The sequence below is a fragment of the Arthrobacter sp. 10N44_2 genome, from assembly GCF_056394385.1.
Window position 1 is genome coordinate 58286 of sequence record NZ_JBFTHT010000016.1, and the last position, 24095, is coordinate 82380.

General features: G+C 66.5%; 21 protein-coding genes and 3 tRNA genes. 19 read left to right on the forward strand and 5 right to left on the reverse strand.

All coding sequences use genetic code 11. From position 1 onward, the window contains the following. Positions 1-6: 6 nt before the first annotated feature. Positions 7-819, reverse strand: a complete 813-nt coding sequence (locus AC1DBX_RS16045) for a DUF1295 domain-containing protein (protein ID WP_230008912.1) — start codon at positions 817-819, stop codon at positions 7-9. Beyond that, on the reverse strand, positions 819-1583 hold the full coding sequence (locus tag AC1DBX_RS16050) for an alpha/beta hydrolase (protein WP_476932219.1): 765 nt from the start codon (positions 1581-1583) through the stop codon (positions 819-821). The genes AC1DBX_RS16045 and AC1DBX_RS16050 overlap by 1 nt, the downstream gene beginning before the upstream one ends. A gap of 269 nt (positions 1584-1852) precedes the next feature. Here AC1DBX_RS16050 and AC1DBX_RS16055 point away from each other — a divergent pair, with 269 nt between their 5' ends. The 7 genes from AC1DBX_RS16055 (at position 1853) to AC1DBX_RS16085 (ending at position 9659) form a co-directional block, all read left to right on the forward strand. Then, on the forward strand, positions 1853-3226 hold the full coding sequence (locus AC1DBX_RS16055; RefSeq protein ID WP_476872758.1) for an FAD-binding oxidoreductase: 1374 nt from the start codon (positions 1853-1855) through the stop codon (positions 3224-3226). A 69-nt stretch (positions 3227-3295) separates the two neighbouring features. Continuing rightward, entirely contained in the window at positions 3296-4756 is a 1461-nt protein-coding gene (locus AC1DBX_RS16060; RefSeq protein ID WP_476932213.1) for a YibE/F family protein, read from the forward strand. Positions 4757-4857: 101 nt separating this feature from the next. Then, positions 4858-6036 (forward strand): tRNA dihydrouridine synthase DusB, encoded by a 1179-nt coding sequence (gene dusB, locus AC1DBX_RS16065; protein ID WP_018774562.1) that lies wholly within the window; start codon positions 4858-4860, stop codon positions 6034-6036. Continuing rightward, positions 6020-7318: a deoxyguanosinetriphosphate triphosphohydrolase gene (locus AC1DBX_RS16070; RefSeq protein WP_230009400.1), complete on the forward strand. Its 1299-nt coding sequence runs from the start codon at positions 6020-6022 to the stop codon at positions 7316-7318. The genes dusB and AC1DBX_RS16070 overlap by 17 nt, the downstream gene beginning before the upstream one ends. Positions 7319-7370: 52 nt before the next feature. Then, positions 7371-9326 (forward strand): DNA primase, encoded by a 1956-nt coding sequence (dnaG, locus tag AC1DBX_RS16075; protein ID WP_476932214.1) that lies wholly within the window; start codon positions 7371-7373, stop codon positions 9324-9326. 53 nt (positions 9327-9379) lie between these two features. Beyond that, positions 9380-9452 (forward strand) — tRNA-Asn (locus tag AC1DBX_RS16080). A gap of 134 nt (positions 9453-9586) precedes the next feature. Next, a tRNA-Asn gene (locus tag AC1DBX_RS16085) sits at positions 9587-9659 on the forward strand. A 125-nt stretch (positions 9660-9784) separates the two neighbouring features. On the opposite strand, the gene AC1DBX_RS16090 is transcribed toward AC1DBX_RS16085, so the two are convergent. Together AC1DBX_RS16090 and AC1DBX_RS16095 are read right to left on the reverse strand one after the other, a co-directional pair. Next, positions 9785-10192: a hypothetical protein gene (locus AC1DBX_RS16090; protein ID WP_476849386.1), complete on the reverse strand. Its 408-nt coding sequence runs from the start codon at positions 10190-10192 to the stop codon at positions 9785-9787. Positions 10193-10756: 564 nt separating this feature from the next. Beyond that, positions 10757-11980 carry a multidrug effflux MFS transporter gene (locus tag AC1DBX_RS16095; RefSeq protein WP_476932215.1) on the reverse strand — a complete coding sequence of 408 codons (1224 nt, stop codon included), beginning with the start codon at positions 11978-11980 and terminating at the stop codon, positions 10757-10759. A gap of 184 nt (positions 11981-12164) precedes the next feature. Between AC1DBX_RS16095 and AC1DBX_RS16100 the strand changes: the two genes are divergently transcribed. The 6 genes from AC1DBX_RS16100 to AC1DBX_RS16125 all read left to right on the forward strand — a co-directional run bounded on the left by AC1DBX_RS16100 (position 12165) and on the right by AC1DBX_RS16125 (position 17598). Beyond that, positions 12165-13043, forward strand: coding sequence for a phage holin family protein (locus AC1DBX_RS16100; protein WP_476849387.1), 879 nt, complete (start codon positions 12165-12167; stop codon positions 13041-13043). A 55-nt stretch (positions 13044-13098) separates the two neighbouring features. Further along, positions 13099-13722 carry a CDP-alcohol phosphatidyltransferase family protein gene (locus AC1DBX_RS16105; protein WP_223914061.1) on the forward strand — a complete coding sequence of 208 codons (624 nt, stop codon included), beginning with the start codon at positions 13099-13101 and terminating at the stop codon, positions 13720-13722. Then, entirely contained in the window at positions 13722-14624 is a 903-nt protein-coding gene (locus AC1DBX_RS16110; RefSeq protein ID WP_223914060.1) for a DMT family transporter, read from the forward strand. The genes AC1DBX_RS16105 and AC1DBX_RS16110 overlap by 1 nt, the downstream gene beginning before the upstream one ends. Positions 14625-14729: 105 nt before the next feature. Next, positions 14730-15926, forward strand: a complete 1197-nt coding sequence (locus tag AC1DBX_RS16115; RefSeq protein WP_476859073.1) for a glycosyltransferase — start codon at positions 14730-14732, stop codon at positions 15924-15926. Between the two features lie 194 nt (positions 15927-16120). Then, positions 16121-16194, forward strand: a tRNA-Ile gene (locus AC1DBX_RS16120). Between the two features lie 213 nt (positions 16195-16407). Next, the gene (locus AC1DBX_RS16125; RefSeq protein WP_223914058.1) at positions 16408-17598 is read left to right on the forward strand and encodes an acyl-CoA dehydrogenase family protein; all 1191 of its coding nucleotides are present in this window, start codon (positions 16408-16410) and stop codon (positions 17596-17598) included. Between the two features lie 90 nt (positions 17599-17688). Here the strand turns inward: AC1DBX_RS16125 and AC1DBX_RS16130 are convergent, their stop codons facing one another. After that, entirely contained in the window at positions 17689-18426 is a 738-nt protein-coding gene (locus AC1DBX_RS16130; RefSeq protein ID WP_476932216.1) for a M23 family metallopeptidase, read from the reverse strand. Positions 18427-18902: 476 nt separating this feature from the next. Here AC1DBX_RS16130 and rpsB point away from each other — a divergent pair, with 476 nt between their 5' ends. From rpsB to AC1DBX_RS16160, 6 genes are all read left to right on the forward strand, one after another. After that, the gene (gene rpsB / locus AC1DBX_RS16135; RefSeq protein WP_476859070.1) at positions 18903-19802 is read left to right on the forward strand and encodes a 30S ribosomal protein S2; all 900 of its coding nucleotides are present in this window, start codon (positions 18903-18905) and stop codon (positions 19800-19802) included. Between the two features lie 133 nt (positions 19803-19935). Beyond that, on the forward strand, positions 19936-20772 hold the full coding sequence (gene tsf / locus AC1DBX_RS16140) for a translation elongation factor Ts (protein ID WP_026538253.1): 837 nt from the start codon (positions 19936-19938) through the stop codon (positions 20770-20772). Between the two features lie 174 nt (positions 20773-20946). Then, entirely contained in the window at positions 20947-21684 is a 738-nt protein-coding gene (gene pyrH / locus AC1DBX_RS16145) for a UMP kinase (protein ID WP_018774549.1), read from the forward strand. A 134-nt stretch (positions 21685-21818) separates the two neighbouring features. After that, positions 21819-22376, forward strand: a complete 558-nt coding sequence (gene frr, locus AC1DBX_RS16150) for a ribosome recycling factor (RefSeq protein ID WP_018774548.1) — start codon at positions 21819-21821, stop codon at positions 22374-22376. Next, complete coding sequence (locus tag AC1DBX_RS16155) at positions 22376-23296, forward strand: phosphatidate cytidylyltransferase (protein WP_079551459.1); 921 nt, start codon at positions 22376-22378, stop codon at positions 23294-23296. Before frr ends, AC1DBX_RS16155 begins: the two co-directional genes overlap by 1 nt. Before the next feature lie 31 nt (positions 23297-23327). Beyond that, entirely contained in the window at positions 23328-23954 is a 627-nt protein-coding gene (locus AC1DBX_RS16160) for a DivIVA domain-containing protein (protein WP_051082302.1), read from the forward strand. The last annotated feature ends 141 nt before the right edge of the window (positions 23955-24095 follow it).

Below are 24095 nucleotides of genomic sequence, written 5' to 3' on the forward strand. Positions count from 1 at the left end.
CGCACGTCAGTGTCCGCCCACCCGCCGCCGGGGCGGCCAGGGCAGGAAGCCGGAGGTGGAGTCGATGTATTCCTTGTACCCGGGACGCGCGGACATTGCCTTTTCCGTCAGCGGCTTCCCTGTCTTGCCGGCGAGCGTCCAGATCATCAGGGCGGGGGAGAGAACGGTCAGGACACCCGGCCAGGAATCGGCCGCCACCAGGAACAGCCCTGCCCAGACGGCGGCGTCGCCGAAATAGTTGGGGTGGCGGGTGTAGCGCCACAGGCCGGTGTTGAGGACGGTGCCGCGCCTGGCGGGATCGGATTTGAACTGCGTCAGCTGCCAGTCGCCGACCGTCTCGAACACGAAGCCAAGGATCCAGAGCAGGACGCCGGCGAACGCCAGCCAGCCCAGGCTTCCCGTGGCGAACATGCCGACCTGGATAGTGAGCGAGACGAAGAACATCACCAGCCCCTGGGGCAGGTAGACCCGCCGCAGGGCATAGACGTGGCGTGATCCGGGCGCTCCGGCGAGCATGTCCACGTAGCGCGGGTCCTCGTGGCCGCCGCGTGCGCGTGCCCCGATGTGGACGGCGAGGCGGATGCCCCACACGGCGACCAGGGCTAGCAGCAGCAGCCGCCTGCCGGCGTCGCCGTATCCGGCCGAAAGCACCCAGGAGATGCCGGCCACCACCACGAAGCCCAGACCCCAGACGGTGTCGATGACGGAGTGCCGGTTCTGCCGCACGGCAACCGCGAAAGTCACCCCGAGCAGCACCACGAGTCCCGCGATGACCCAGGGCAGGCTTCCAAGGAAGGCATCGAGCGGGAACGGCGGCATCACAACACCACCGGCATACGCGTTCCGGCGGCCGGCGGGGCTCCGCCGAGGGCGCTGCGCAATGCGTCCCTGGCGCCGGAAACATCGGCCTCCGTTGCCTCGCCGAAAGCGTCCAGGACGAAACCGTTCGCCAGCACGTTCCACAGTGCCAGCCGGCGGATCATGAAATGGCCGGCTTCCTTGAGCGAGACGTAGTCAACGGACGCGGCGACGCCCTCGGCGCGCCGGGCGTAGTCCAGTGAGTTCGCCGGGCTGGTCCAGCGGTCCTCCGTCCCGTGGACGATCAGGACGCGGCGGCCCGCTACAGGCTGGACCGAAGTCTTGTGGTTCACCCACGGCGCGAGCGCGACGACGGCTTCGACCTGCGGGTCGTCGGCCACGCACAGCGCCGTGAGACCGCCCATGGAGTGGCCCAGCAGGTACACCGGCACGCCGGGATGTTCCTGGCTGATCCGGGCGAGCGCCCAGCGGGCATCGTGAACGGGGGACATGTCCTCCCCGTTCCAGCCGCGGTAGCGGTTGCGCAGGGTCCACACGGCCAGCCCGTGCGGGCCGCCCTGTCTGTGCAGCGCCCGGGCGAAGGGCACCATCCGGGCCGGACTCAGGTGCCGGCCGCGGACTGCGTCAAAACTGTCCGCCCGCCCGCCGTGCAGGATCAACACGACTCCGTGGGTCTCCCCGGCGGCTTCGGCGATGGTCAGCACGGCTTTGGCGACGGGCCCGGAACGGCCCGCCTCCGGCTCGCGGTCGTCGAGTTTGCGCATTGCCACGTCTGTGTCCTTCCGGTCCTTCGTCCGTCAATTACCAACCATAGGTTGCGGCCCCCTCCCGTCAAGGCCGGTGGTCCCTAGTGTGGATTCGGAGCCGGCGCCCCCGGTGATGGGTGCGGCCGGCAGGCGTGCATTTGCTGGCGCCCTTGACGGGGAAATGCGGGAAGAGTAGGCATGAGCAGGTAAACCTCCGGGCGCCACGCCGGCTGGGAGCGCAGAGAACCGTCCGGTCGAATCTCACGACGAAATCGACGGTATACAAAATGAACGGAACACAGTTCGATAGCCTGCGCGGGCAAGTCCGCGGGCAGATCATCACGCCCGGCGACGCCGGCTACGACGCGGCACGGGCAGTCTTCAACGGCATGATCGATAAGAGGCCGGCAGCGGTGGCCCAGGTATCCCAGGTGGCCGATGTCATCTCCTGCGTCAACTTCGCCCGGGACAACTCCCTGGACCTGGCGGTCCGTGGTGGAGGACACAGTGCCCCGGGCTTTGGCACGTGGGATGACGCCCTGGTCATCGATTTCTCCAACATGACCGGCGTCCGGGTTAATCCGGCAGCCGCGACGGCGCGCGCGGAGCCGGGTGCGACGTGGGCCGACTTCAACCACGCGACCCATGCCTTCGGGCTGGCAACTCCCGGCGGCATTGTCGGCTCGACCGGTATCGCCGGGTTGACCCTCGGCGGCGGCATTGGATACCTGAGCCGCAAGTATGGCCTCAGCTGCGACAACCTCCTCTCTGCCGACGTCGTCACGGCCGAGGGAAAATTCCTTACCGCCAGCGAAAGCGAGAACGAGGACCTGTTCTGGGCGTTGCGCGGCGGCGGCGGGAACTTCGGCGTCGTGACGTCGTTCGAATACCGGATGCACCCCGTGGACATGGTCCACGCCGGCATCATCATTTACCCCATCGAGCATGCCGAGACGGTGGCGCGGTTTTACCGGGACTACATGGCTACCGCCCCTGAAGAGTTTGGCGCGTTCCTGGGCTTCCACCAGGGTCCTCCTGTTCCGTTCCTGCCCGAGGAATGGCATGGCAAACCGGTGTGCGTCATCGTCGGCATGTGGACCGGTGATCCGGCGGAAGGTCCGGCACGCTGGCAGCCGTTCCTGGACGCCGCGCCGGCGGCGGGATCCATGGTGGGACCAATGCCGTACCCCGCCTTGAACTCGGCCTTCGACCCGCTGCAGCCCCCTGGCATGCAGGCCTACTGGAAAGCGGATTTTCTGGCGGAACTGAACGACGGTGCCATCGCGGCGCACATCGAACACGGCAGCAAGGTCCCCAGCGTGCAGACCGCGGTACACATCTACCCCATCGATGGTGCGGTCCAGCGGGTGGGCGCGACGGACACGGCGTTCGCCAACCGGAACGTGAAGTTTTCGCCCGTGATCGCGGCGCAGTGGATGGACCCCGCGGAAAACGAGGCAAACATCGCGTGGGTGAGGGACTACGCGGCCGCCCTGCGGCCCTATTCTGCCCCCGGCGGCTACATCAACTTCATGGATGGCGATGATCTGCCCAGGGTTGCGGAGAACTACGGGGAGAACTACAAGCGGCTGAGGGAGGTCAAAGCCAAATACGATCCGCAGAACCTCTTCCACGTCAACCAGAACATCGCGCCGGTGTAAGCGCGGCGTCATCGGTCCTGAGCGGAACCGCCCACGCCGTAAAGTTTTCGGCATGAGGGTGAACTGCTGATGGGCGCCGGACACTCGCACTCCCACAACGAACATCCGGAGCCGACGCCTCAAATGTTGGCTGCGCGGAAGAAGGCCAACTGGATCCTGGCTGCCATCCTGATCCCGCTGACGCTGCTGACCCTGGCGGCCATGGCCTTCATGTGGCCGTCGGGAAGCAAGGAAGGCATCACGCTGGCCAGCCCGTACGCGGCGGCCCCGGGGGTGACGTTTGACACCGGCAAGATCCAGCGGGTCGTCGTCGGCAGCTGTTCGGATATCCAGGCCGGCGGTGACGCCGCCCAGCAGGGCACCTCCGGTTCCGGCGCCGCGCCGCAGCCGCCGAACGAGGGCTCTCAATGCACGTTCGCATACACTGAGCCGGACAAGGGCGGCAACCCGGTGAAAGTGGTCATCAACCCTGACGTCGCGAAGTCCCACGGCGTGAAGCCCGGGGACGGGATCCGCTACCTGAACCTCTCGAAGGTGCAGGACGCCGCGGGCCAGGGCGCGCCGGCCTATGTCTTCGTCGACTTTGTCCGGACCCTGCCCATCATCTTCCTGGCCGTGCTCTACGCCGTCGTGGTGATCGCCGTGGCGCGCTGGCGCGGACTGCGGGCCCTGATCGGGCTTGTCGGCGCGTACGTTGTGCTTGTCTCGTTCATGCTGCCCGGGCTGGTCGAGGGCAAGCCGCCGCTGCTGCTGGCTCTCGTGGGATCCACGGTGATCATGATCGGGGTGCTCTACTTCGCCCACGGCTTCTCCGCCCGCACGTCGACGGCGCTGCTCGGGACGATGTTCGGCCTCGCTATTACGGCGCTGCTGGCGGCCTGGGCCACCGACGCCGCCAACCTCGCCGGTGTGGGCAGCCACGACGCTGCCACCCTGACCAACATCTCGGACAACATCTCAATCTCCGGCATCATCCTGTGCGGACTGATCATTTCCGGGCTGGGCGTGCTCAACGACGTCACCATCACGCAGTCCTCGGCCGTCTGGGAACTGTGGGAACTCGCCCCCGAAACCAGCGCCCGGCAGCTCTTCACGTCCGCCATGCGGATCGGCCGGGACCACATCGCCTCCACCGTCTACACCATCGCGTTTGCCTACGCCGGCGCGGCCCTGCCGGTGCTGATCCTGGTCATGCTCTACGAGCGGCCGCTCGGGGACGCCCTGACCAGCGCCGAACTCTCCGAGGAAGTCATCCGCACCCTCGTCGGCTCCGTGGGCCTCGTCCTGGCCGTGCCGGTCACCACCCTCATCGCCGTGCTGGTGGTCAAGGCCACCGGCATCAGGGGTGGTGCGGTGGCAGGGCCCGCGTCGGAACGGACTCCGTCGGATCGGGGCAGGCCGGTAGGGCCCGCGTCGGACCGGATCGCGCCGGATGGGGCCGCCCCGGATTGGGGCGGGTCCGACCCGGGCGGGTCCGACGGCGCCGGTGCTGCCACGCGCCGCGGGCGGCGGGCCGCACTGCGGGGCTGACGAGGAATCTGCAGGCACCCCGAACGCCGCCAGATCGGGAAGATTTCCACATAGCCGGAGCGGGACCGGGCCGATTTGCCCGTCTTTGAGACAATGGTCGGGTGACTGTTGTAGCAACCCCTCCCGCCCCCAAGCTGGAACTCCCGCCCCTGAAGCTGGGCCCGATCACGGTGGACACCCCCGTGATCCTGGCTCCCATGGCGGGCATCACCAACTCCGCCTTCCGCAGACTGTGCCGTGAATACGGCGGCGGCCTGTACGTGGCGGAGATGGTCACCTCGCGCGCCCTCGTCGAGCGCACGCCGGAGTCGCTGCGCATCATTTCGCACGACGACGACGAAAAAGTCCGTTCCGTCCAGCTGTACGGCGTGGACCCCGTCACCGTCGGCCAGGCCGTCCGGATGCTGGTGGAGGAGGACCGGGCGGACCACATCGACCTCAACTTCGGCTGCCCCGTGCCCAAGGTCACCCGGCGCGGCGGCGGATCGGCCTTGCCGTGGAAGATCGACCTCTTCACCTCCATCGTCCAGACCGCGGTGAAGGAAGCCTCCAAGGGCAATGTCCCGTTGACCATCAAGATGCGCAAGGGCATCGACGAGGACCACCTGACCTACCTCGATGCTGGCCGGATTGCCCGCGATTCCGGCGTCGCAGCCGTCGCCCTTCATGGCCGCACGGCCGCCCAGTTCTATTCCGGCCAGGCCGACTGGTCCGCCATCGCCCGGCTGCGCGAAGCCCTGCCGGACATTCCCGTTCTCGGCAACGGAGATATCTGGTCCGCGGAGGACGCGGTCCGGATGGTCCGCGAAACGGGTGTGGACGGCGTCGTCGTCGGCCGTGGCTGCCAGGGCAGGCCCTGGTTGTTCGGCGACCTCATGGCCGCGTTCGAAGGCAGCGACCAGCGGCACCGGCCGGACCTGCGCCAGGTTGCCGAGAGCGTGTACCGGCACGCTGAGCTCATGGTCGAAACGTTCGGGGACGAGGGCAAAGCCCTGCGCGAAATCCGCAAGCACATTGCCTGGTACTTCAAGGGCTACGTGGTCGGCAGCGAACTGCGGACCAAGCTGGCGCTCGTCACCAGCCTGGAGGTGCTGCGCGGTACCCTGGACCAGCTGGACCTCGACTCGCCGTATCCCGGAGGCGACGCCGAGGGTCCGCGCGGCCGCGCTGGTTCGCCCAAAAAACCGGCCCTGCCAAAGGACTGGCTGCTGAACCGGACGCTGGATGACGCCCAGACCCGCGATATTTCCTTCGCCGAACTGGATGTCTCCGGTGGCTGAGACCCGGACCACCGCGCCCGTCCTGGACGGGTATACCTCCCGCGACTGGGCCCGCTGGGTCGAGGAGCCGCCCAAGAGCACCTACCGCTCGGACTTCGAGCGTGACCGTGCAAGGGTCCTGCACTCCTCGGCGCTGCGCCGGCTCGGCGCGAAGACCCAGGTGGTGGCCCCGGATACCGACGACTTCGTCCGGACCCGGCTCACGCACAGCCTCGAAGTTGCCCAGGTGGGCCGCGAACTGGGCCGTGCGCTGGGCTGTGACCCCGACGTCGTGGACACCGCATGCCTCAGCCACGACCTCGGCCACCCGCCTTTCGGCCACAATGGCGAAGCCGCCCTCAACGAGGTGGCGCACGGGATCGGCGGCTTCGAAGGCAACGCCCAGACGCTGCGGCTGCTGACCCGGCTGGAGCCAAAGGTCCTCGCCGCCGACGGCCGGCCGGCCGGCTTGAACCTGACCCGGGCCAGTCTCGATGCCGCCGCCAAATACCCGTGGTCCGCGGTAAACGCCCCGGTCATCCACGGGGAGCGGACCAGCAAGTTCGGTGCCTACGAGGACGACCTCCCCATCTTCGACTGGATCCGCGACGGCGCCCCGGAACGCCGGTCCTGCCTCGAAGCGCAGGTCATGGACCTGGCGGACGATATCTCCTACTCGGTGCACGACGTCGAGGACGCGATCGTGGCAGGGCATTTCCAGCTGCGCTGGATGGACAACCCGGACCACCGCGCCCGCGTCGTCGGCTACGCCAAGCAGTGGTACCTGCCGCACAACGATCCCGCCGCGATCGACGCCGCCCTGGCCCGGCTGGAGGCCACGGATGTCTGGGTGCGCGAGGCCGACGGCAGCCGCAAAGCCATGGCGGCGCTCAAGGACATGACCAGCCAGCTCATCGGCCGCTTCTGCCAGAGCGCGCTGGAGGCCACCCGCACGGTCTACGGTCCGGAAAACCTGACCCGCTACAACGCGGAGCTGATCGTTCCGGATGAAACCGTGATGGAAATCGCGGTCATGAAGGGCCTGGCCACCACCTTCGTGATGACCACCGAACACCGGCAGCCCATCTACGAGCGTCAGCGTGAGGTCCTGCATGCCCTCGTCACCGCGCTCAGCGCCACGGGGGACCGCCATCTGGAACCGATGTTCGCCGCCGACTGGCTCGACGCGGGCGACGACGCCGCGCGGCTGCGTGTCGTCATCGACCAGGTCGCGTCGTTGACGGACGGCTCGGCGCTGGCCATGTACGAGCGTCTCGTGGGCAGCCTGCCGTCGCTGTGGTGAGGGCCCCCATGGCCGGCCCGTCGGCGTCGTACCCGGGGACTAGGATGGCAATGTGGCCGGCCTGATCAAACGCGAAGACATCGATGAAGTACGCCAGCGCACCGACATCAAGGAAGTCGTCGATGGCTACGTGACGCTCAAGGGAGCCGGGCTCGGGTCCTACAAGGGTCTGTGCCCCTTCCACGACGAGCGTTCTCCATCTTTCACCGTTCGACCCCAGGTTGGCCGGTACCACTGCTTTGGCTGCGGCGAGGACGGCGACGTCATCTCCTTCGTCCAAAAGCTGGACCACATCTCCTTCCACGAGGCCGTGGAGAAGCTGGCCCACCGGATCGGCTTCGAGCTCCACTACGAGGACGGCGGCTCCGGGCCCAACCGGGAGGACATCGGCCGGCGCCAGCGGCTGCTGGACGCGCACAAGGTGGCCGACGAGTTCTTCCGTGCCCAGCTGCTCACCCCCGGCGCCGCTGAGGGCCGCAACTTCCTCTACGGGCGTGGCTTCGACCGTGCGGCGGCCGAACAGTTCGGCGTGGGCTACGCGCCGCAGGGCTGGGACTCGCTCCTCAAGCACCTCCGCGGCCGCGGCTACACGGACCCGGAACTCAAGCTGACCGGCATGTTCTCTGAAGGCGGCCGGGGGATCTATGACCGTTTCCGCGGCCGGCTGATCTGGCCCATCCGGGACATCGCCGGCGACACCATCGGCTTCGGTGCCCGCAAGCTCTACGAGGACGATCAGGGCCCGAAGTACCTGAACACCCCTGAAACCGCGCTCTACAAGAAGTCCCAGGTCCTTTACGGAATCGACCTCGCCAAGCGCAACATCGCCAAAGACCGCCAGCTCGTGGTCGTGGAAGGCTACACCGACGTCATGGCCTGCCACCTGGCCGGCATTCCGACGGCGGTAGCCACGTGCGGGACCGCCTTCGGCACCGAGCACATCAAGATCGCCCGCCGGTTGCTCTCCGACGACGGCAGCGGGGGAGAGGTCATCTTTACGTTCGACGGCGACGCCGCCGGGCAGAAGGCGGCCCTGCGCGCCTTCGAAGAGGACCAGCGGTTTGTCGCACAAACCTTCGTGGCGGTCGAACCCAACGGCGCGGACCCCTGCGAACTGCGCCAGTCCAAGGGCGACTCCGCCGTCCGGGATTTGATCGGTAGCCGCCGCCCGCTGTTTGAGTTCGCCATCCGGGCCACCCTGAAGCGGCACAATCTGGACACGGTCGAGGGCCGGATCGCGGCCCTGCGTGAATCCGCGCCCGTGGTGGCGCAGATTCGCGACGCCGGAATCCGGCCGGCCTATGCCCGGGAGCTCGCCGGCTGGCTGGGGATGCCGGTCGAGGAGGTCAGCAGGGCCGTCGGCGCGGCGACCAAACGCGCTGCACAGGCTGCATCGGCTCCACCGGGCGGCGGCCAGGCCCAGAGTCACGGGCAGGGCGGCGGGCAGGGGTATGCAGGGTCCGGCCGCGGCTTTGCCGGAACCGCGCCCGGCGTTGCCCCCTTGCCGCCGTCGGCCGTACTCCCGTCCTTCAACCGCCCCGATCCCCGGGACCCCGTGGCCGCGATGGAGCGCCAGGCGCTCGAGGTCGCGCTGCAGGAACCCGGCATGCTCGAGGGCGGGACGTGGCAGCGCTTCTCGGAGGCGCGGTTCTCCACACCCGCCTATCTCGCCATCCACGAGGCCATCCGGGCCACCGGACTCGGGTCTTCGGGGGATCCGGTGCGCTGGGTCGAGCAGCTGCTGCAGGAGGTCCCTGAGCCCCTTCGCCCGCTCGTGTCCGAGCTCTCCGTGGTGCCCCTGCCGGCCAACACCCCCGAAGGCGTCCTGCGCTACTGCAAGGACATCCTCGCCCGCTTGTTCGAGCTCCAGATCACCCGCGTCAAGGCCGAGAAGATGGGCCAGCTGCAGCGTCTGGACGCCTCGGCCGACCCCGAGGAATTCCAGCGGCTGAATCGCGAACTCATGCAACTTGAGATGCAGCGGCGGTCCCTGCGCTCGGACGCCTGAGCCGCCGATTTCGTTTCCCGGGCTGGTGTTTGCTAGGCTTATACCCGCTTCATTCCTCCTTAGCTCAATTGGCAGAGCATTCGACTGTTAATCGAAGGGTTGCTGGTTCAAGTCCAGCAGGAGGAGCGCGCAGTCCCCGTTCCGGGTTCCGGAACGGGGACTTTTTTATACCCGAAGGGGTATTTCGCGACTGGCTGGCGCTGGCCCCGTGGCCGATTTCCCTACCGGCAAAACCTTTGCTAATGTCGTACCTGCTTCATTCCTCCTTAGCTCAATTGGCAGAGCATTCGACTGTTAATCGAAGGGTTGCTGGTTCAAGTCCAGCAGGAGGAGCGGACAGGTCCCGCGGCCGGTGAAAACCAGCCGCGGGACCTTTTTTATTTCCTCTTTTTTGTTGCCCCGTCAATGGCCAGGGCTTTCCGCCGGGCAACGCAGTGGCGGGCAGTTCAGGTAGAGGTTCAGACGAAGTACATTTCCACCTGGAGGAAGCGCTGGGCCTCGGCGACCGCTGCCTGGAAGGCCTCCAGTTCCGTGGGGGACTTCCGAGGTTCCCGCGGGTGCCATTCATGCGGCGCCGAGTGCACCTGGGTGAATCCGCCGCCCGGGGGCGCATAAAAGATGCCGAACCGTTGCACCGGCCACTCCGGGGAAGATTCCGGTGCCACGAGGAGGGCGGAGTCATATGCGGGGTTGTACCACTGGGCGATTGGGCGGCGGCGGTCTTCGGTGAACAGGCCGGCGGCGAACAGGGCCGCCGACTGCGGACTGGTCTGAGCACACAAACGATCCCACCACAGGGGCAGGATTCCGGCGTCGCACCGCTGCCAAGTGGCCGGAAGGGGCTGGTGATCCTGCCTGTCGGGCATGAAATAACTTTATCGCCCGGCGCGGACGTCGAACAGGGCGCGAGGGGGGCGCAAGGGCTGCAGGCCACGGACAGGGCTGCGTGGGCGGCTGGGCGGGGCCATAGGGCAGAGGCCAGAGTGCAGGCCATGTTGGCGGAGCGACGGGCCAGAGGACAAGAGCTGCAGGGTCGCAGGAATGCGCGGGCGTGCGGGTTTACTGGTGCAGGGGTTCAGGGGTGCWGGGGTGCAGGGGTGCAGGGGTGCAGGGGTGCAAGGTGTGGCTGGGCAGCGCCACAGGCACAGGCACAAGTGTGCAGGGGTGCAGAGTACGGCTGGGCAGCGCCACAGGCACAGGGTCGGGCCACGGTGTTCGCTGTACTGGGGCTGTCCGGGGGACATGCTCAGTGCTGGCGGGATGCCCTTGGGGACATGTCCAGTGGTGGTCCTGGCGGATGGACATAGTGCCAATATGTCCAGCCCCGGGCGCCAAGAATGGGCATGTCCCGCGGGGGAGTGCGCCAAGAATGGGCATGTCCCGTGGGGGAGGCCGTGAAGAATGGGCATGTCCCCCCGGGGAGGGCCCGGCTACTGGATCGGTGGCACCGTGCTGGGCCGAACAACCAGCCACAGTGCAGCGGCCGCCAGAAGGATGCAGACGGCCTGGACGGCGCCCATCGGGGTTGCGGAGCTGACGCCGAGCCAGCCGACCACCGGCGAGACCAGGCCCGCCATCAAGAAGGTCGCCGCGCCGAGAAGTGAAGCCGCGGTTCCGGCCTGCGCTCCGTGTTTGGCCAGGGCCAGGACCTGCACGGTGGGGAAGGTGAAACCGGCGCCCAGGATGTAGAACCACAGCGGCACCAGGACGCCCCACAGCCCGAACCCCAGCTGGTCGAAGACGACAATCAGGACGGCCATGATGAACATCCAGGCCGTGGAACAAGCCAGGATCCACTGCGGCGGGACGCGCTTGATGAGCCGCGCACTGGTCTGCACGCCTGCCACGATGCCCAGCGAGTTGACACCAAAGAGCAGGCCGTACTGCTGGGGCGTGAACCCGTAGACATTCTGGAACAGGAAAGGCGAGGCGGAGAGGTAGGTGAAGAGGCCCGCGAAGTTCATCCCGCCCACCAGCAGCAGGCCTACGAAGATCCGGTCGGAGAACAGCACCTTGTAACGCTGGCCCATGGTCATCCCGGTTTTGCCGCGCAGTTCCGGCGGCAGGGTCTCCCGGATCACGAAGAGGGCCGCGATGATGACGCAGGTCCCGTAGGCGGCCAGGAACAAGAAGATGCCGGGCCAGGGCATCAGCAACAGCAGCTGGGAGCCGATGACCGGGGCGAGGATCGGGGCCAGCCCGTTGACCAGGGCCATCCTCGCGAACATCCGCACCATCGCGTAGCCGCTGAACAGGTCACGGACCATGGCCATGGCCACCACGCCGCCCCCTGCAGCCCCGACACCCATGAGGACACGGAAGAAACCCAGCGTGGCGATGTCCGTGGACTGCGCTGCGCCCAGGGACGCCGCGATGTGGACCGCTGTCGCCACGATCAGGGGCAGGCGCCGGCCGAACTTGTCGCTCAGCGGGCCCACGACCAGCTGTCCCAGCGCGAAACCGATGGTCGTCCCCGTGAGCGTCAGCTGCACCGCGGCCGCGGAGACGCCAAGGCTGTCTTCCAGGGCCGGGAATGCGGGCAAGTAGAGGTCGACCGTGAACGGCCCGAGGGCGGTCAAAGCGCCGAGCGTCAGGATGTAGAGGAATTTACGACGGCGGCTCAGGGAATCACCGGGATTGTGGGGTGTGCTCACAGTGGTCCATCCTAGGGCCCGCCGGGGTGGCCGGCCGGTGGCTGGGCGGGCGCGCCACACCTTGCCCGAAAAGGCCTCCCAAGAGCCTAAATGATAGTTTTGACACCGGGGTCTGTGCGAAGCTGTCCAGACCCGGCAAGCCCGCGCGAGCGGATCGACGGATGGCACCAGTTAGGCGGGACCGATGAGCGGACGTCACAGCGGCGGGACAGGCGGTGGGTTGCGCATTTCCGCGCTGCCGCAAACCCTGAAGATGATCTTCAAGCTGGCGCCCCGGCAACTCAGTGACGAGATTGCCCTGGCCAAGGCCGAAATCAAACGCAAGGGGACCCAGCTCGGCGTCGCCGGTGCCTTCTTCGCCGTCGCCCTTGTCTTCGTTGGACTCCTGGTGATCGGACTCTTCATTGCAGCGATCATGGGACTGGCCACCATCATGCCCGCGTGGCTCGCCGCCTTGTTGGTCTCCGCCGTCTGCCTGATTATCGCCGCGATCGGGGCGCTTATCGGGCAGAACAAGTTCAAGAAGCTCATGCCACTGGTCCCCGAGGAGACGATCCGGGGGCTCAAGTACGATCTCGGCATCGCCAAGGAAGGCTCCGCCTTCGACGCCAGGATCCTGGATCCGAGCACCGAGCAGTACAAAGCAGCGAAGGCCGCCAAGGAAGCCGCCGCAGCCAAGGCGACGGCGGAAAAGGAAGCAAAGGCTGCCGCCAAGCCCGACTTCGGGCCGCCGCCCACAGAGGCTGAACTCCGACGCCGGCTGGACCTGCGGCGCACGCACCTTACCGGCGTCCGCGACGACCTCGGCCGCGAACTCGATGTCAAGACCCAGGCCCAAACCCTTCTGTCGGCCGCCCAGGTCCGGCTCCAGGACGGCAAGGAGCAGCTCAGCGACAAGATCGCAGGCTTCCGCGCCTCAGCCCGATCCTCGGCGGGGTCGGCCACATCCGCTGACGGCCAGGGCCTGGCCGACACGATCAAGCGGCGCTGGAAGCCCCTGGCTGTGCTCGCCGCCTCTGGAGCCGCCCTCGCGGTCCTGGTACGCAGGCTGATAAAGGGCTAGACAGATCCCTGAACCTAAACGCCAAACCGTTGCCGTCCACGGAAAGGGGGAATCGATGAAGTTCATCGGCGCCGGCGCCCGCCCCGGGCAGCCCCTCGTCCACCGCGACGCGGTCTTCACGGTTCCCAATGTCCTGACCGTGGTGCGCTTCCTTGGTGTTCCGTTATTCATCTGGCTGGTCCTCTCGGAGCACAAGTACGGCTACGGTGCCGTCGTGCTCGCGGTCATGGCCAGTACCGACTGGGTGGACGGCTACATCGCCCGCCGCTTCAATCAGATGTCCAACCTCGGACGGGTCATGGACCCGATCGCGGACAGGCTTTCCCTGATCGCCGTCGCCGTGACCCTCGTGATCGCAGGCGTCGTCGAGTGGTGGTATCTCGCCGCGCTGCTGGTCCCGGACGCGGTCCTGCTGGCTCTGTCAGTGTTCTATTTCCACGGCCACCCGGATCTGCCGGTGAGCCGCATCGGAAAGATCCGGACGGGCCTGCTGCTGGTGGGCACGCCGCTGCTGGTGCTCTCCAAGCTTCCGGTGCCCGCGGCGGACGTCTATGCCACGGTCGCGTGGATCTTCCTGGGATTGGGGCTCGTGGGGCACTGGATCGCGGCCTACAACTACGTCTGGGCCATCATCGGCAAGGGCAGGCAGCTTCGCGCCAACGACGGCGGCTCCCGCTGATGGTCTGGGTTGCGGTTTTGCTTGCGGTCCTCGGCGCCTTCTGCCTGGCGTTTGGGGCACAGCGCCAGGGCAGTGCGGTCAAGGCCGATACCGGCGGCCTGGCGCTGAGCACCCACGGCCTGCTGCGGCTCGTGCGTAACCCGCGCTGGGTATTCGGGTTTCTTCTGCTGTGCGCCGGGATGGGAATGAACGCGATTGCCCTCGTCATGGCGCCCTTGACGGTGGTGCAGCCGATCGGCGCGATCGCCCTGGTCATCACCACCGTGGTCAACACCAAGGACCAAGGCCTGAGCATGAACCGGGCAACCGTCGTGGCCATCTCGCTCTGCGTGACCGGCTCAGCGCTGTTCGTGCTGCTGGCCGTCACCGCCACGCAGGAGAATCACAACGTCAGCAGCGAGGACGAGCTGACGATCGTGTTGCTCCTGGCCATTGCGGTTGCGGCCTTTGGCACGCTCGCGGTCCTGTTCAGGCACCGCATGAGCGCCTTCGTCTACATCCTCGGCGCCGGCGTCCTGTTCGGCTTCGTTGCTGTGCTGACCCGCATCATTGGCAGGCATCTGCTCGATCCAAATGGGCAGTTCCTGCTGAATGTGCCGTGGTACAGCGTCGTTGCGATTATTGCTGCAGGCGCTCTGGGATCGTGGTTTGTCCAAAACGCCTACTCCAGCGGACCGCCTGACCTCGTGATCGCCGGATTGACGGTGATCGACCCCATCGTGGGCATCGCGATTGGCATCGTGATTCTGGGAGAACTGCGTCCGGATGTCCAACCCGTGACGGCTATTGCCATGGGGACGGCCGCATTGCTTGCTATCGTGGGAGTCATAGCCCTCTCCAGGCACCACCCGGAAGTCACCAAGCGCAAGAAGGACGCGCGGAAGGCAGCGGGCAGGTCCTAGGGCGTCAGTCCAGACTTCGGCTGCAGGCCCGGCGCGCCTGTGCCGACTGCCAGCCGGCCGCCATTGATCCAGCTGTCCGCACAGCGACCACCAGGAGCTCTTCACGTGACCACGTCCGACAACCAGCCCCCGCTGACCATCCTGATTGCCGCTGACACGTACCCGCCCCACGTCAACGGCGCCGCCCAGTTCGGCTACCGCCTCGCCAAGGGCATGACAGCCCGGGGTCACGATGTCCACGTCCTGGCGTGCCGCCCGGGCAAGGGCCCGAGCTACAGCGAGTTCAGCGACGAGGCTACCGTCCACCGCCTGCGCTCCCACTCGGTGCCCACGCACGAGTACTTCCGGGTCACCTTCCCCTGGGAGATCAAGAAGGAAATAGGGCTGTTGTTCGACCGCATCCAGCCGGACGTGGTGCACATCCAGAGCCACTACATGATCGGCGAGCACGTCCTGTACGAGGCCGTGAAGCGCGGCATCCGGGTGGTGGCGACGAACCACTTCATGCCCGAAAACCTGAACCCCTTCCTGCCGTTCCCGCAGTGGTTCAAAGACATTGTGGGCCGGATCTCCTGGCGGGACATGGGCAAGGTCATGGGCCAAGCCGACGTCGTGACCACACCCACGCCGCTTGCCGCCAAAGCCATGCACCAGCACGCCTTCCTCCGCCAGGTCCTGCCCCTTTCCAACGGCATCGACGCCGCAGCCTACGAGCTGCATCCCGGCGAGACGGTGGAACGCCACGCCAGCCCCACGGTCCTCTTCGCCGGCCGGCTGGCGGAGGAGAAGCACGTGGACGTCCTGATCGATGCCGTCGCCAAGACGCCCAAAGAACTGGACATCCACCTCGAAATCGTCGGCGGCGGAGAAGTCCGCCCTGCCCTGGAGGCGCAGGTCGCCCGGCTCGGACTGAAGGACAGGGTGAGGTTCCTCGGCCTGGCCAGTGACGCCGAACTTCGCAAGGCCTACATCACGGCCGATGTGTTCTGCATGCCCGGCACGGCAGAACTTCAGTCCCTCGTGACCCTGGAGGCGATGTCGGCGTCCACGCCAGTCCTGCTGGCCGACGCCATGGCGCTGCCGCACCTGGTCCGCGACGGGGAAAATGGCTATCTCTTTATCCCCAACGACAGCGATGACCTCGCGGCCAAGCTGACGCGCGTGTTCTCGCTGCCCGACCACGAGCGTGATGCGATGGGCAAGACCAGCCGAGAAATGGTGGAAAGCCACGGTATCGCGCGCACGCTGCAGACGTTTGAGGACATCTACCGGGGCGCGAGCTACGACGACCTGGTCCTCTAGGCACACCGCCTGGCAGAACTGCAGCCCCTCCGAACGCCGCAGGTTCCACGGCGTCCAGTCCAAGAGCACCCGGGTCAGCACCGGCAGGCCGCCTGCCGGTGGCGGCATGCACGTGTGATGCGTCTACTATTGCTAGAGTATTTTTGCCCGGAACCAATCCGGCCCCCGCGGGCCAGGTCTGGCTCCGGGCGCAAGGGGCTATAGCTCAGCTGGTTAGAGCGCGGGACTCATAATCCTAAGGTCCTCGGTTCAAGTCCGAGTAGCCCTACTTTCATTTCTGCGGCGGCCCCCTCATCCGGGGTCCGCAACCACGGGAGCCGTGGCTGACGTCCGACGTCGGCCGCGGCTCCCTTTTTGTCGGGTTTTCGTTGGGCCGGCACTTGCAGGCGTCCCGACACTGAGATAAGTTACTGATCAGTAACATATTGTCGGCGCGAAGCCCGCGCCCTTTTGGTCCCCGCTGATCGAGTGAAGGAACACCATGTCCAAAGCTGCCATCGACATCCACAACCTGCCCTACGCCGATGGCGATTTCTTTGCGTTCGAGCAGCTGCTCAGCGCCAAGGAGCAGGACAGGTTGGCCGAAGTCCGCGAGTTCCTCACCCGCGAAGTCCGGCCGATCGCCGTCGATTGCTGGAATCGCGCGGAGTTCCCCATGGAGTTGATCCCGAAGCTCGCCGAAATCGACCTGGTCAGCCCCGTCCGGAGGCAGGGCTACTCGAACCTCTTCGCAGGCATCCTGCACGCGGAGGCCACCCGTGCCGACACGTCGATCGCGACGTTCATGGGCGTCCACGACGGGCTCTTCACGGGCTCCATCGAAGCCCTTGCCTCCCAGGAGCAGCAGGACGCTTGGCTTCCCGAGATCTACTCGCTCAAGAAGATCGGCGCCTTCGGCCTCACCGAACCCCTGGGCGGCTCCGACGTCGCCGGCGGTACGCGCACCACGGCACGGCGCGACGGCGATAACTGGATCCTCAATGGAGCCAAGCGCTGGATCGGCAACGCGACTTTCTCCGACTGGGTGGTCATCTACGCCCGCGATGTCGACGACAACCAGGTCAAAGGGTTCCTCGTGGACACCAAGACCGAGGGATACAGTGCCGTGAAAATCGAGAACAAGATCTCGCTGCGCACGGTGCAGAACGCTGACATCACGCTCGACAACGTTGTGGTGCCGGAGTTCTTCAAGCTCGCCAACGCCAACAGCTTCCGCGACACCAACAAGGTCCTGAAAGTCACCCGCCTGGCCGTGGCCTGGCAAGCGGTGGGCCAGCAGCTCGCGGCCTTCGACGTCGCCCGGCGCTACGCCGTGGAACGCAGCCAGTTCGGCCGTCCGATTGCCTCCTTCCAACTGATCCAGCACCAGCTCGTGCAGATCCTCGGTAATGCGGTCAGCTCCATGGGCATGATGGTGAGGCTTTCCCAGCTGGAGGACGCGGGGGAGGCGAAGGACGAGCAGTCCGCGCTGGCCAAGGCCTTCACCACCGCGCGGATGCGCGAAAGCGTGGCCCTGGGCCGGAGTATCCTCGGCGGGAACGGGATCGTGACGGACTTCGAGATGGCCAAAGTCTTTGCGGACGCCGAAGCCATCTACTCCTATGAGGGCACGCACGAAATCAACACCCTCGTCACCGGCCGGGCTATCACGGGCATTTCAGCGATCGTCTGACGGGCGCCAAACGGGCGCCAAACGGTCGCCGCGGCTGCCCGCGGGCGTCAATGGACGATCCGCGCATCAAAGACGGCGCCAAATGCTGCATCACGGACCCGGATTCAGGGGCGGGAGCAGAACCGACGGCCGAAGGTCCATCACGAAAGCCAGCGGGTTGACGTAGTCTTCGCCGCGGCGGACGCCCCAGTGGAGGCAGGGCGGGGCCGGGCCGCAGTGGCCGGTCTGCACCTGCCCCAGGACATCGCCCTCCGCCACGGCGGACCCCGCCCTCAGTGAACTCGCCACCGGCTCGAAACTGCTGCGCAGCCCGTTGCCGTGATCGATCGTGATGACCGGCCGGTCCACCACCGTCCCGACAAAGCTCACCGTCCCGGCGGCGGGCGACTTGAGCGGGGCGCCATCGAAGGCCGCCTCAAGATCGACGCCGCGGTGACCGCTGAGCCACGGCTTGGCCGGGGGATCGAAGGCGCGGAGCACCGCCGGCCGCGGGCTCAGCGGCCAGCTCCAGGCGGACGCAGGGACCGGCCCCGCCCTCGGGGAGCCCCGGCCGGAGGAAATCGCAGCCCGGGCGGCAATGTCGGGGTAGCCGGTGTCTGTGGGGCCGGAGCGGGCGGCAATGGCGGAGTAGCCGGCATCTGTGGGGCCGGAGCGGGCGGCGGCGTAGCCGGCGTCTGTAGCGTCGGCGTCGGCGGCGGAGACATGGGCAGCGGCGGAGACATCGGCGTCGGCGGTGATGGGGGGAGGTGCCAGGAACGTGGCCAGGAACAATGCCGCCAGGAGCTGTGCTGCCAGGAGCAATGCCCGCAGGCCAAGTGGGAGCTTCATGGCCCCAGCCTGCCAAGGCAGCACCCCGGGCGGAATCTCCCGCCATGGCTATGTGGATAAGATGCCCGCCGGCCCCCGCCAAAGCCCCGGAACCCCGCACCTCTGCCGCGGCAAAACCGTCCTCCTGGGCGGGGCCGCTGTAGTACACTTGGTGGAGCAGTTTGCTGTGCCCTCACGCTTGTAAGTCGCGATATTCGTGATTGCCGAAGCTGGCACGCCTCATTCAGGGGTGCGGGGGAGCAGCAGCTGACTACGCGTATCCAGCCCTCCTCAAAAGAAGCCTGAAACTTCCGATGCGGAGGACTGCGCCTCCTGCGGTCCGTTCCACATGGCACGTCCATATGGCGCGGATGGGAAGCGCAGTGGATGCCAGGAGCAACGCCCGCCCCGGGCGAATGCTAAACAACCGTCAACTATTGGCAGGGTAAGAGGGCCATGGGCTCTCTCATGAATGACCTGCCGGAAGGAGCGTCGGCATGCCCGTCGTAACTATGCGCCAGCTGCTTGACAGCGGCGTCCACTTTGGACACCAGACCCGCCGTTGGAACCCGAAGATGAAGCGCTTCATCTTCACGGAGCGCAACGGTATCTACATCATTGACCTGCAGCAGTCGCTGTCCTACATCGACCGTGCCTACGAGTTCGTGAAGGCCACCGTTGCACACGGCGGCACCGTTCTCTTCGTCGGCACCAAGAAGCAGGCGCAGGAGTCCATCGCCGAGCAGGCCACCCGCGTTGGCCAGCCGTACGTCAACCAGCGTTGGCTCGGCGGTATGCTGACCAACTTCCAGACGGTCTCCAAGCGCATCCAGCGCATGAAGGAACTCGAAGAGATCGACTTCGACGACGTCGCCGGTTCGGCTTACACCAAGAAGGAACTGCTGCTCCTTCGCCGCGAACTCACCAAGCTGGAAACCAACCTCGGTGGTATCCGCAACCTGACCAAGGCGCCGTCCGCGCTGTGGATCGTCGACACCAAGAAGGAACACCTTGCTGTCGACGAGGCCAAGAAACTGAACATCCCGGTTGTGGCCATCCTGGACACCAACTGCGATCCCGACGAAGTCGACTTCCCGATCCCGGGTAACGACGACGCCATCCGCTCCGTCAACCTGCTGACCCGCGTTGTCGCCGACGCCGTTGCTGAGGGCCTCATCGCCCGTAACCAGCGCGCCACCGGCACCACGGAAGCTCCGGAAGAGCCGCTGGCCGAGTGGGAGCGCGAGCTCCTCGAAGGCAACAAGGCTGAAGCTGCCGCAGCGCCCGCCGCTGAGGCTGCACCGGCTGCTGACGAAGCACCGGCCGCCGAAGCTGCTCCGGCTGCTGAGGAAGCGCCCGCGGCTGTTGAAGCACCGGCCGCCGACGAAGCCAAGTAGTCAGACAAGTAAATCTGGATCTCCCCACATGCGCTCAGCTGCATAGGGGGTACCGACAGGATGGCCGCTCACTGGGTGAGCAGCCGTCCTGTCGGTCCGTACACCACATAAATTTCTAGACAGAGGGGTTCACATGGCGAACTACACTGCCGCTGATATCAAGGCTCTGCGCGAGCGCACTGGCGCCGGCATGATGGATGTCAAGAAGGCTCTTGACGAAGCCAACGGTGACGCCGAGAAGGCCATCGAAATCATCCGCATCAAGGGCCTGAAGGGCGCCACCAAGCGCGAAGGCCGCTCCACCGCCGAAGGCCTGGTTGCCGCCAAGGTCGCCAACGGCGTCGGCGTGATGATCGAAGTCAACTGCGAGACCGACTTCGTCGCGAAGGCTGACAAGTTCATCCAGCTGGCCGACAAGGTCCTGGCTGTGGCCGTCGAGTCCGGCGCTGCCGACCTCGAGACCCTGCTCGCCACCGAGGTCGACGGCAAGCCGCTGTCCGAGGTCGTCATCGAAGAGGGCGCCGTTCTGGGCGAGAAGGTCGTTGTCCGCCGCATCTCCCGCATCGAGGGCGCCACGGTCGACGCTTACCTGCACAAGACCTCCAAGGACCTCCCGGCCCAGGTCGGCGTGCTGTTCGCTGTTGACGGCGAAGGCGAAGCGGCTGCCACCGCAGCCCACGACGTCGCCGTTCACGTCGCCGCCATGGCTCCGAACTACCTCACCCGTGAGGACGTTCCGGCCGAGCTCGTCGAGTCCGAGCGCCGCATCGCCGAGGAAACGGCCAAGGCCGAGGGCAAGCCCGAAGCCGCGATGACCAAGATCGTCGAAGGCCGCGTTACCGGCTTCTACAAGGGCGAGGTCCTCGTTGACCAGGCATTCGCCAAGGATGCCAAGAAGTCTGTCGCACAGGTCCTCGAAGAAGCCGGCGTCAAGGCAACTGCCTTCACGCGCTTCCGCGTCGGTTCCTAGTCAGACTGGCCAGACACCAGTCAGGCACTAGCCAGACACGCTAAGGGGGTGGTCACCACGGTGGCCACCCCTTTTGCATGCACCCGTAAGGCACCGTTTCCGGTCACGGCCGGAATGCCGCCTTGGGCGCCCAGCACGATAACCTAACTCAGAGTTCACCAACGGGAAGGCACCATGGAAACCGTCACCACTTCAGCCCAGCCAAAGAAGAACAGGCGCCGCGTCCTCTTGAAGCTCTCCGGCGAGGTCTTCGGCGGTGGAAAACTGGGCGTCGACCCGGATACCGTCCGCGGCGTGGCCAAGCAGATCGCCGCAGCAGTTCCCGACGTGGAGGTCGCAATCGTCGTCGGCGGAGGCAACTTCTTCCGCGGCGCCGAACTGTCCCAGAGCGGCATGGACCGCTCCCGCGCCGACTACATGGGCATGCTCGGAACCGTCATGAACTGCCTCGCGCTCCAGGACTTCCTTGAGCAGGCCGGGGTGGAAACGCGCGTGCAGAGCGCCATCACCATGGGCCAGGTTGCCGAGGCCTACATCCCCCGCCGCGCCATCCGCCACATGGAAAAGGGCCGGGTTGTCATCTTCGGCGCCGGCGCCGGCCTGCCGTACTTCTCCACGGACACCGTGGCCGCCCAGCGCGCCATGGAGGTCCACGCCGACGTCGTCCTGATGGCCAAGAGCGGGGTCGACGGCGTCTACACCGCCGACCCGAAGAAGGACCCGACGGCGGAGAAACTGCACCGCCTCAGCTACGACGACGCGCTCCGCCGCGACATCCGCGTGATGGACCAGACCGCGATGACCATGTGCAAGGACAACAACCTCACAATGGTGGTCTTCGGCATGGAAGGCGAGGGCAACGTCACCCGCGCCATCCGGGGCGAAGACCTGGGCACCGTCGTCACCCCCTAGCAACGGCTAGGATGTTTTCAGGACCTTTCCGCCGCCAGGCGGAAGACAAAAGCGCCCGGCGGAATACGGCAGGCGCACAAAGAAGACGTGCCGCGCCCCGGCCCCCGGGACGCACCAATTTCTGAGGAGAGACCGTGATCGAAGAAACCTTGCTCGAAGCCGGGGACAAGATGGACAAGGCAGTTGAGGTAGCCAAGGAAGACTTCGCCTCGATCCGGACCGGCCGCGCGACGCCTGGCCTGTACAACAAGGTCATCGTCGAGTACTACGGCACGCCGACGCCGCTGCAGCAGCTGGCCTCCTTCGCGGTCCCGGATGCCCGCACCATCCTCGTCACCCCGTACGACAAGACGGCCCTGCGCGACATCGAACGTGCCCTCAGCGACTCCGAGGTCGGCGCCAACCCGTCCAACGACGGCAACGTCATCCGGATCACCATTCCCGAGCTGACGTCCGAACGGCGCAAGGAATACGTCAAGATCGTCAAGTCCAAGGGTGAGGACGCGAAGGTGTCCATCCGCAACATCCGCCGCAAGGCCAAGGAAACGCTGGACAAGCTCGTCAAGGACGGCGACGCCGGCGAAGACGAAGGCGCGCGCGGTGAGAAGGAACTCGACGCCATGACCAAGGCACACGTGGACGGGATCGACGAGCTGCTCAAGCGCAAGGAAGCTGAGCTGCTCGAGGTCTGATGAATCAGGCACAGGAGGCCTCCGGGCCGCGCGCCCGGAGGCGGGGGAAGCAGCGCGAGAACCCAACGCCCAAAGCGGGCCGGAACCTGCCCGCCGCCACCGTGGTGGGCGTTGGCATGCTGGTATGCGTCCTCGGCGGCCTGCTGTTCCTCCCGCTGGGCTTCGTCCTGGTGACCGCCACCTTTGCGATCTTCGGCGTCTGGGAGATCTTCCGTGCGCTGGAGGCCGCAGGCACCCGCCTGCCGATCGTGCCGGTGATGGTCGGCACGGTCGCCATGCCGATCGCCGCCTACTTCGGCGGCCTCGAAAGCCTGCTCTTCGCCATGCTCGTCAGCAGCGTGGCGGTGCTGTTGTGGCGGACCCTGGAGGGCGCCGCCGGTTCGGCGCGGAGCATTTTCGCAGGGGTCTTCACCCTGTCCTGGGTGCCGTTCCTGATCAGCTTTGCGGCGCTGCTGCTGCACACCGCCGACGGCGAGACGCCGGTAGGCCTGTGGCCTGACGGGGTGATTCCGGCGGGTGCGTGGGAAATCGCGACCCTGCTGCTCCTGGTGGTGGCCAACGACACCTTCGGCTACCTCGTGGGCGCCTCCCTGGGCAAGCATCCGATGGCCCCCAAGATCAGCCCCAAGAAGACCTGGGAAGGCTTCGCCGGCTCGATCGCCGGGGCCGTCGTCGTGGGCGTGCTCGCCATGATCTTCGTGCTGGGCGAACCGTGGTGGTTCGGCGTCGTGCTCGCCGTGGGCATGGTGGCAGCCGCCACCGCCGGCGACCTCGCCGAATCCATGGTCAAGCGCGAGCTCGGCATCAAGGACATGAGCAGCATCCTCCCCGGACACGGAGGCGTCATGGACCGGCTGGACTCGATTGTCTTCGCCTCGCCGGTGGCGTTCATCCTGTTCTCGGCCCTCACCGCCGCCTAGAAGCACCGGACCAGCACTTCCGGCGCCTAGAATGGTGCCGAGCAAACCAGCCGAACGGCATCAAAGGAACAAAGTAACAGTGGACATTCAACGGCAGATTCCTGCGTCTTTTGACCGCGTGCAGCGGAACCAGTATGGCTACAACGCCAGGCAGGTCGACGATTTCCTGCAGCGCGCACGGGTGTCATTCGAAGCTCCGTCCTCGGCCTCCCGCGCCATCAAGAGCTCGGACGTCCGCGCCGTGTCCTTCGATCCCGTGAAGGGCGGCTACGCCGCCGCCGGCGTGGACGCCGCGCTGGACCGGCTCGAAGACGCCCTCGCCAGGCGCGAGCGCGATGAGCTCGTTGCCGAACGCGGCGAAGATGCCTGGCTGCGCGAAATCGGCCGGCTCGCGGGCGTCCTGCGCGGGCGCCTGCACCGCCCGGACGGCCAGCGCTTCCGGCGCCCGTCCAAGCCCAAGGCCCGCAGCTACAACACCACCGACGTCGACGACCTCTGCCACGAGCTGATCGGCTACCTCGAGGAGGACCAGCCGCTGAGCGTGGACAACGTCCGGCGCGCCGTGTTCCGTCCCGCCGTGGGCCGGGAGGGCTACGAGGAAAGCCAGGTCGACGCATTCCTGGAGCGCGCCGTCGAGCTCATGGCGGCCATCGACTGATATGTAGTGATTGTTTGTCAAGGGCGTGGGGAAGCGGTCCCGGGTTGGGTTGCCCGGGACCGCTTCTCATTTTGCTTGCCGGTGTGTCTGGCGGGGGTGGTCAGCGTGTCAATGGCGACGGCGCGGTCAGACTGATATGCG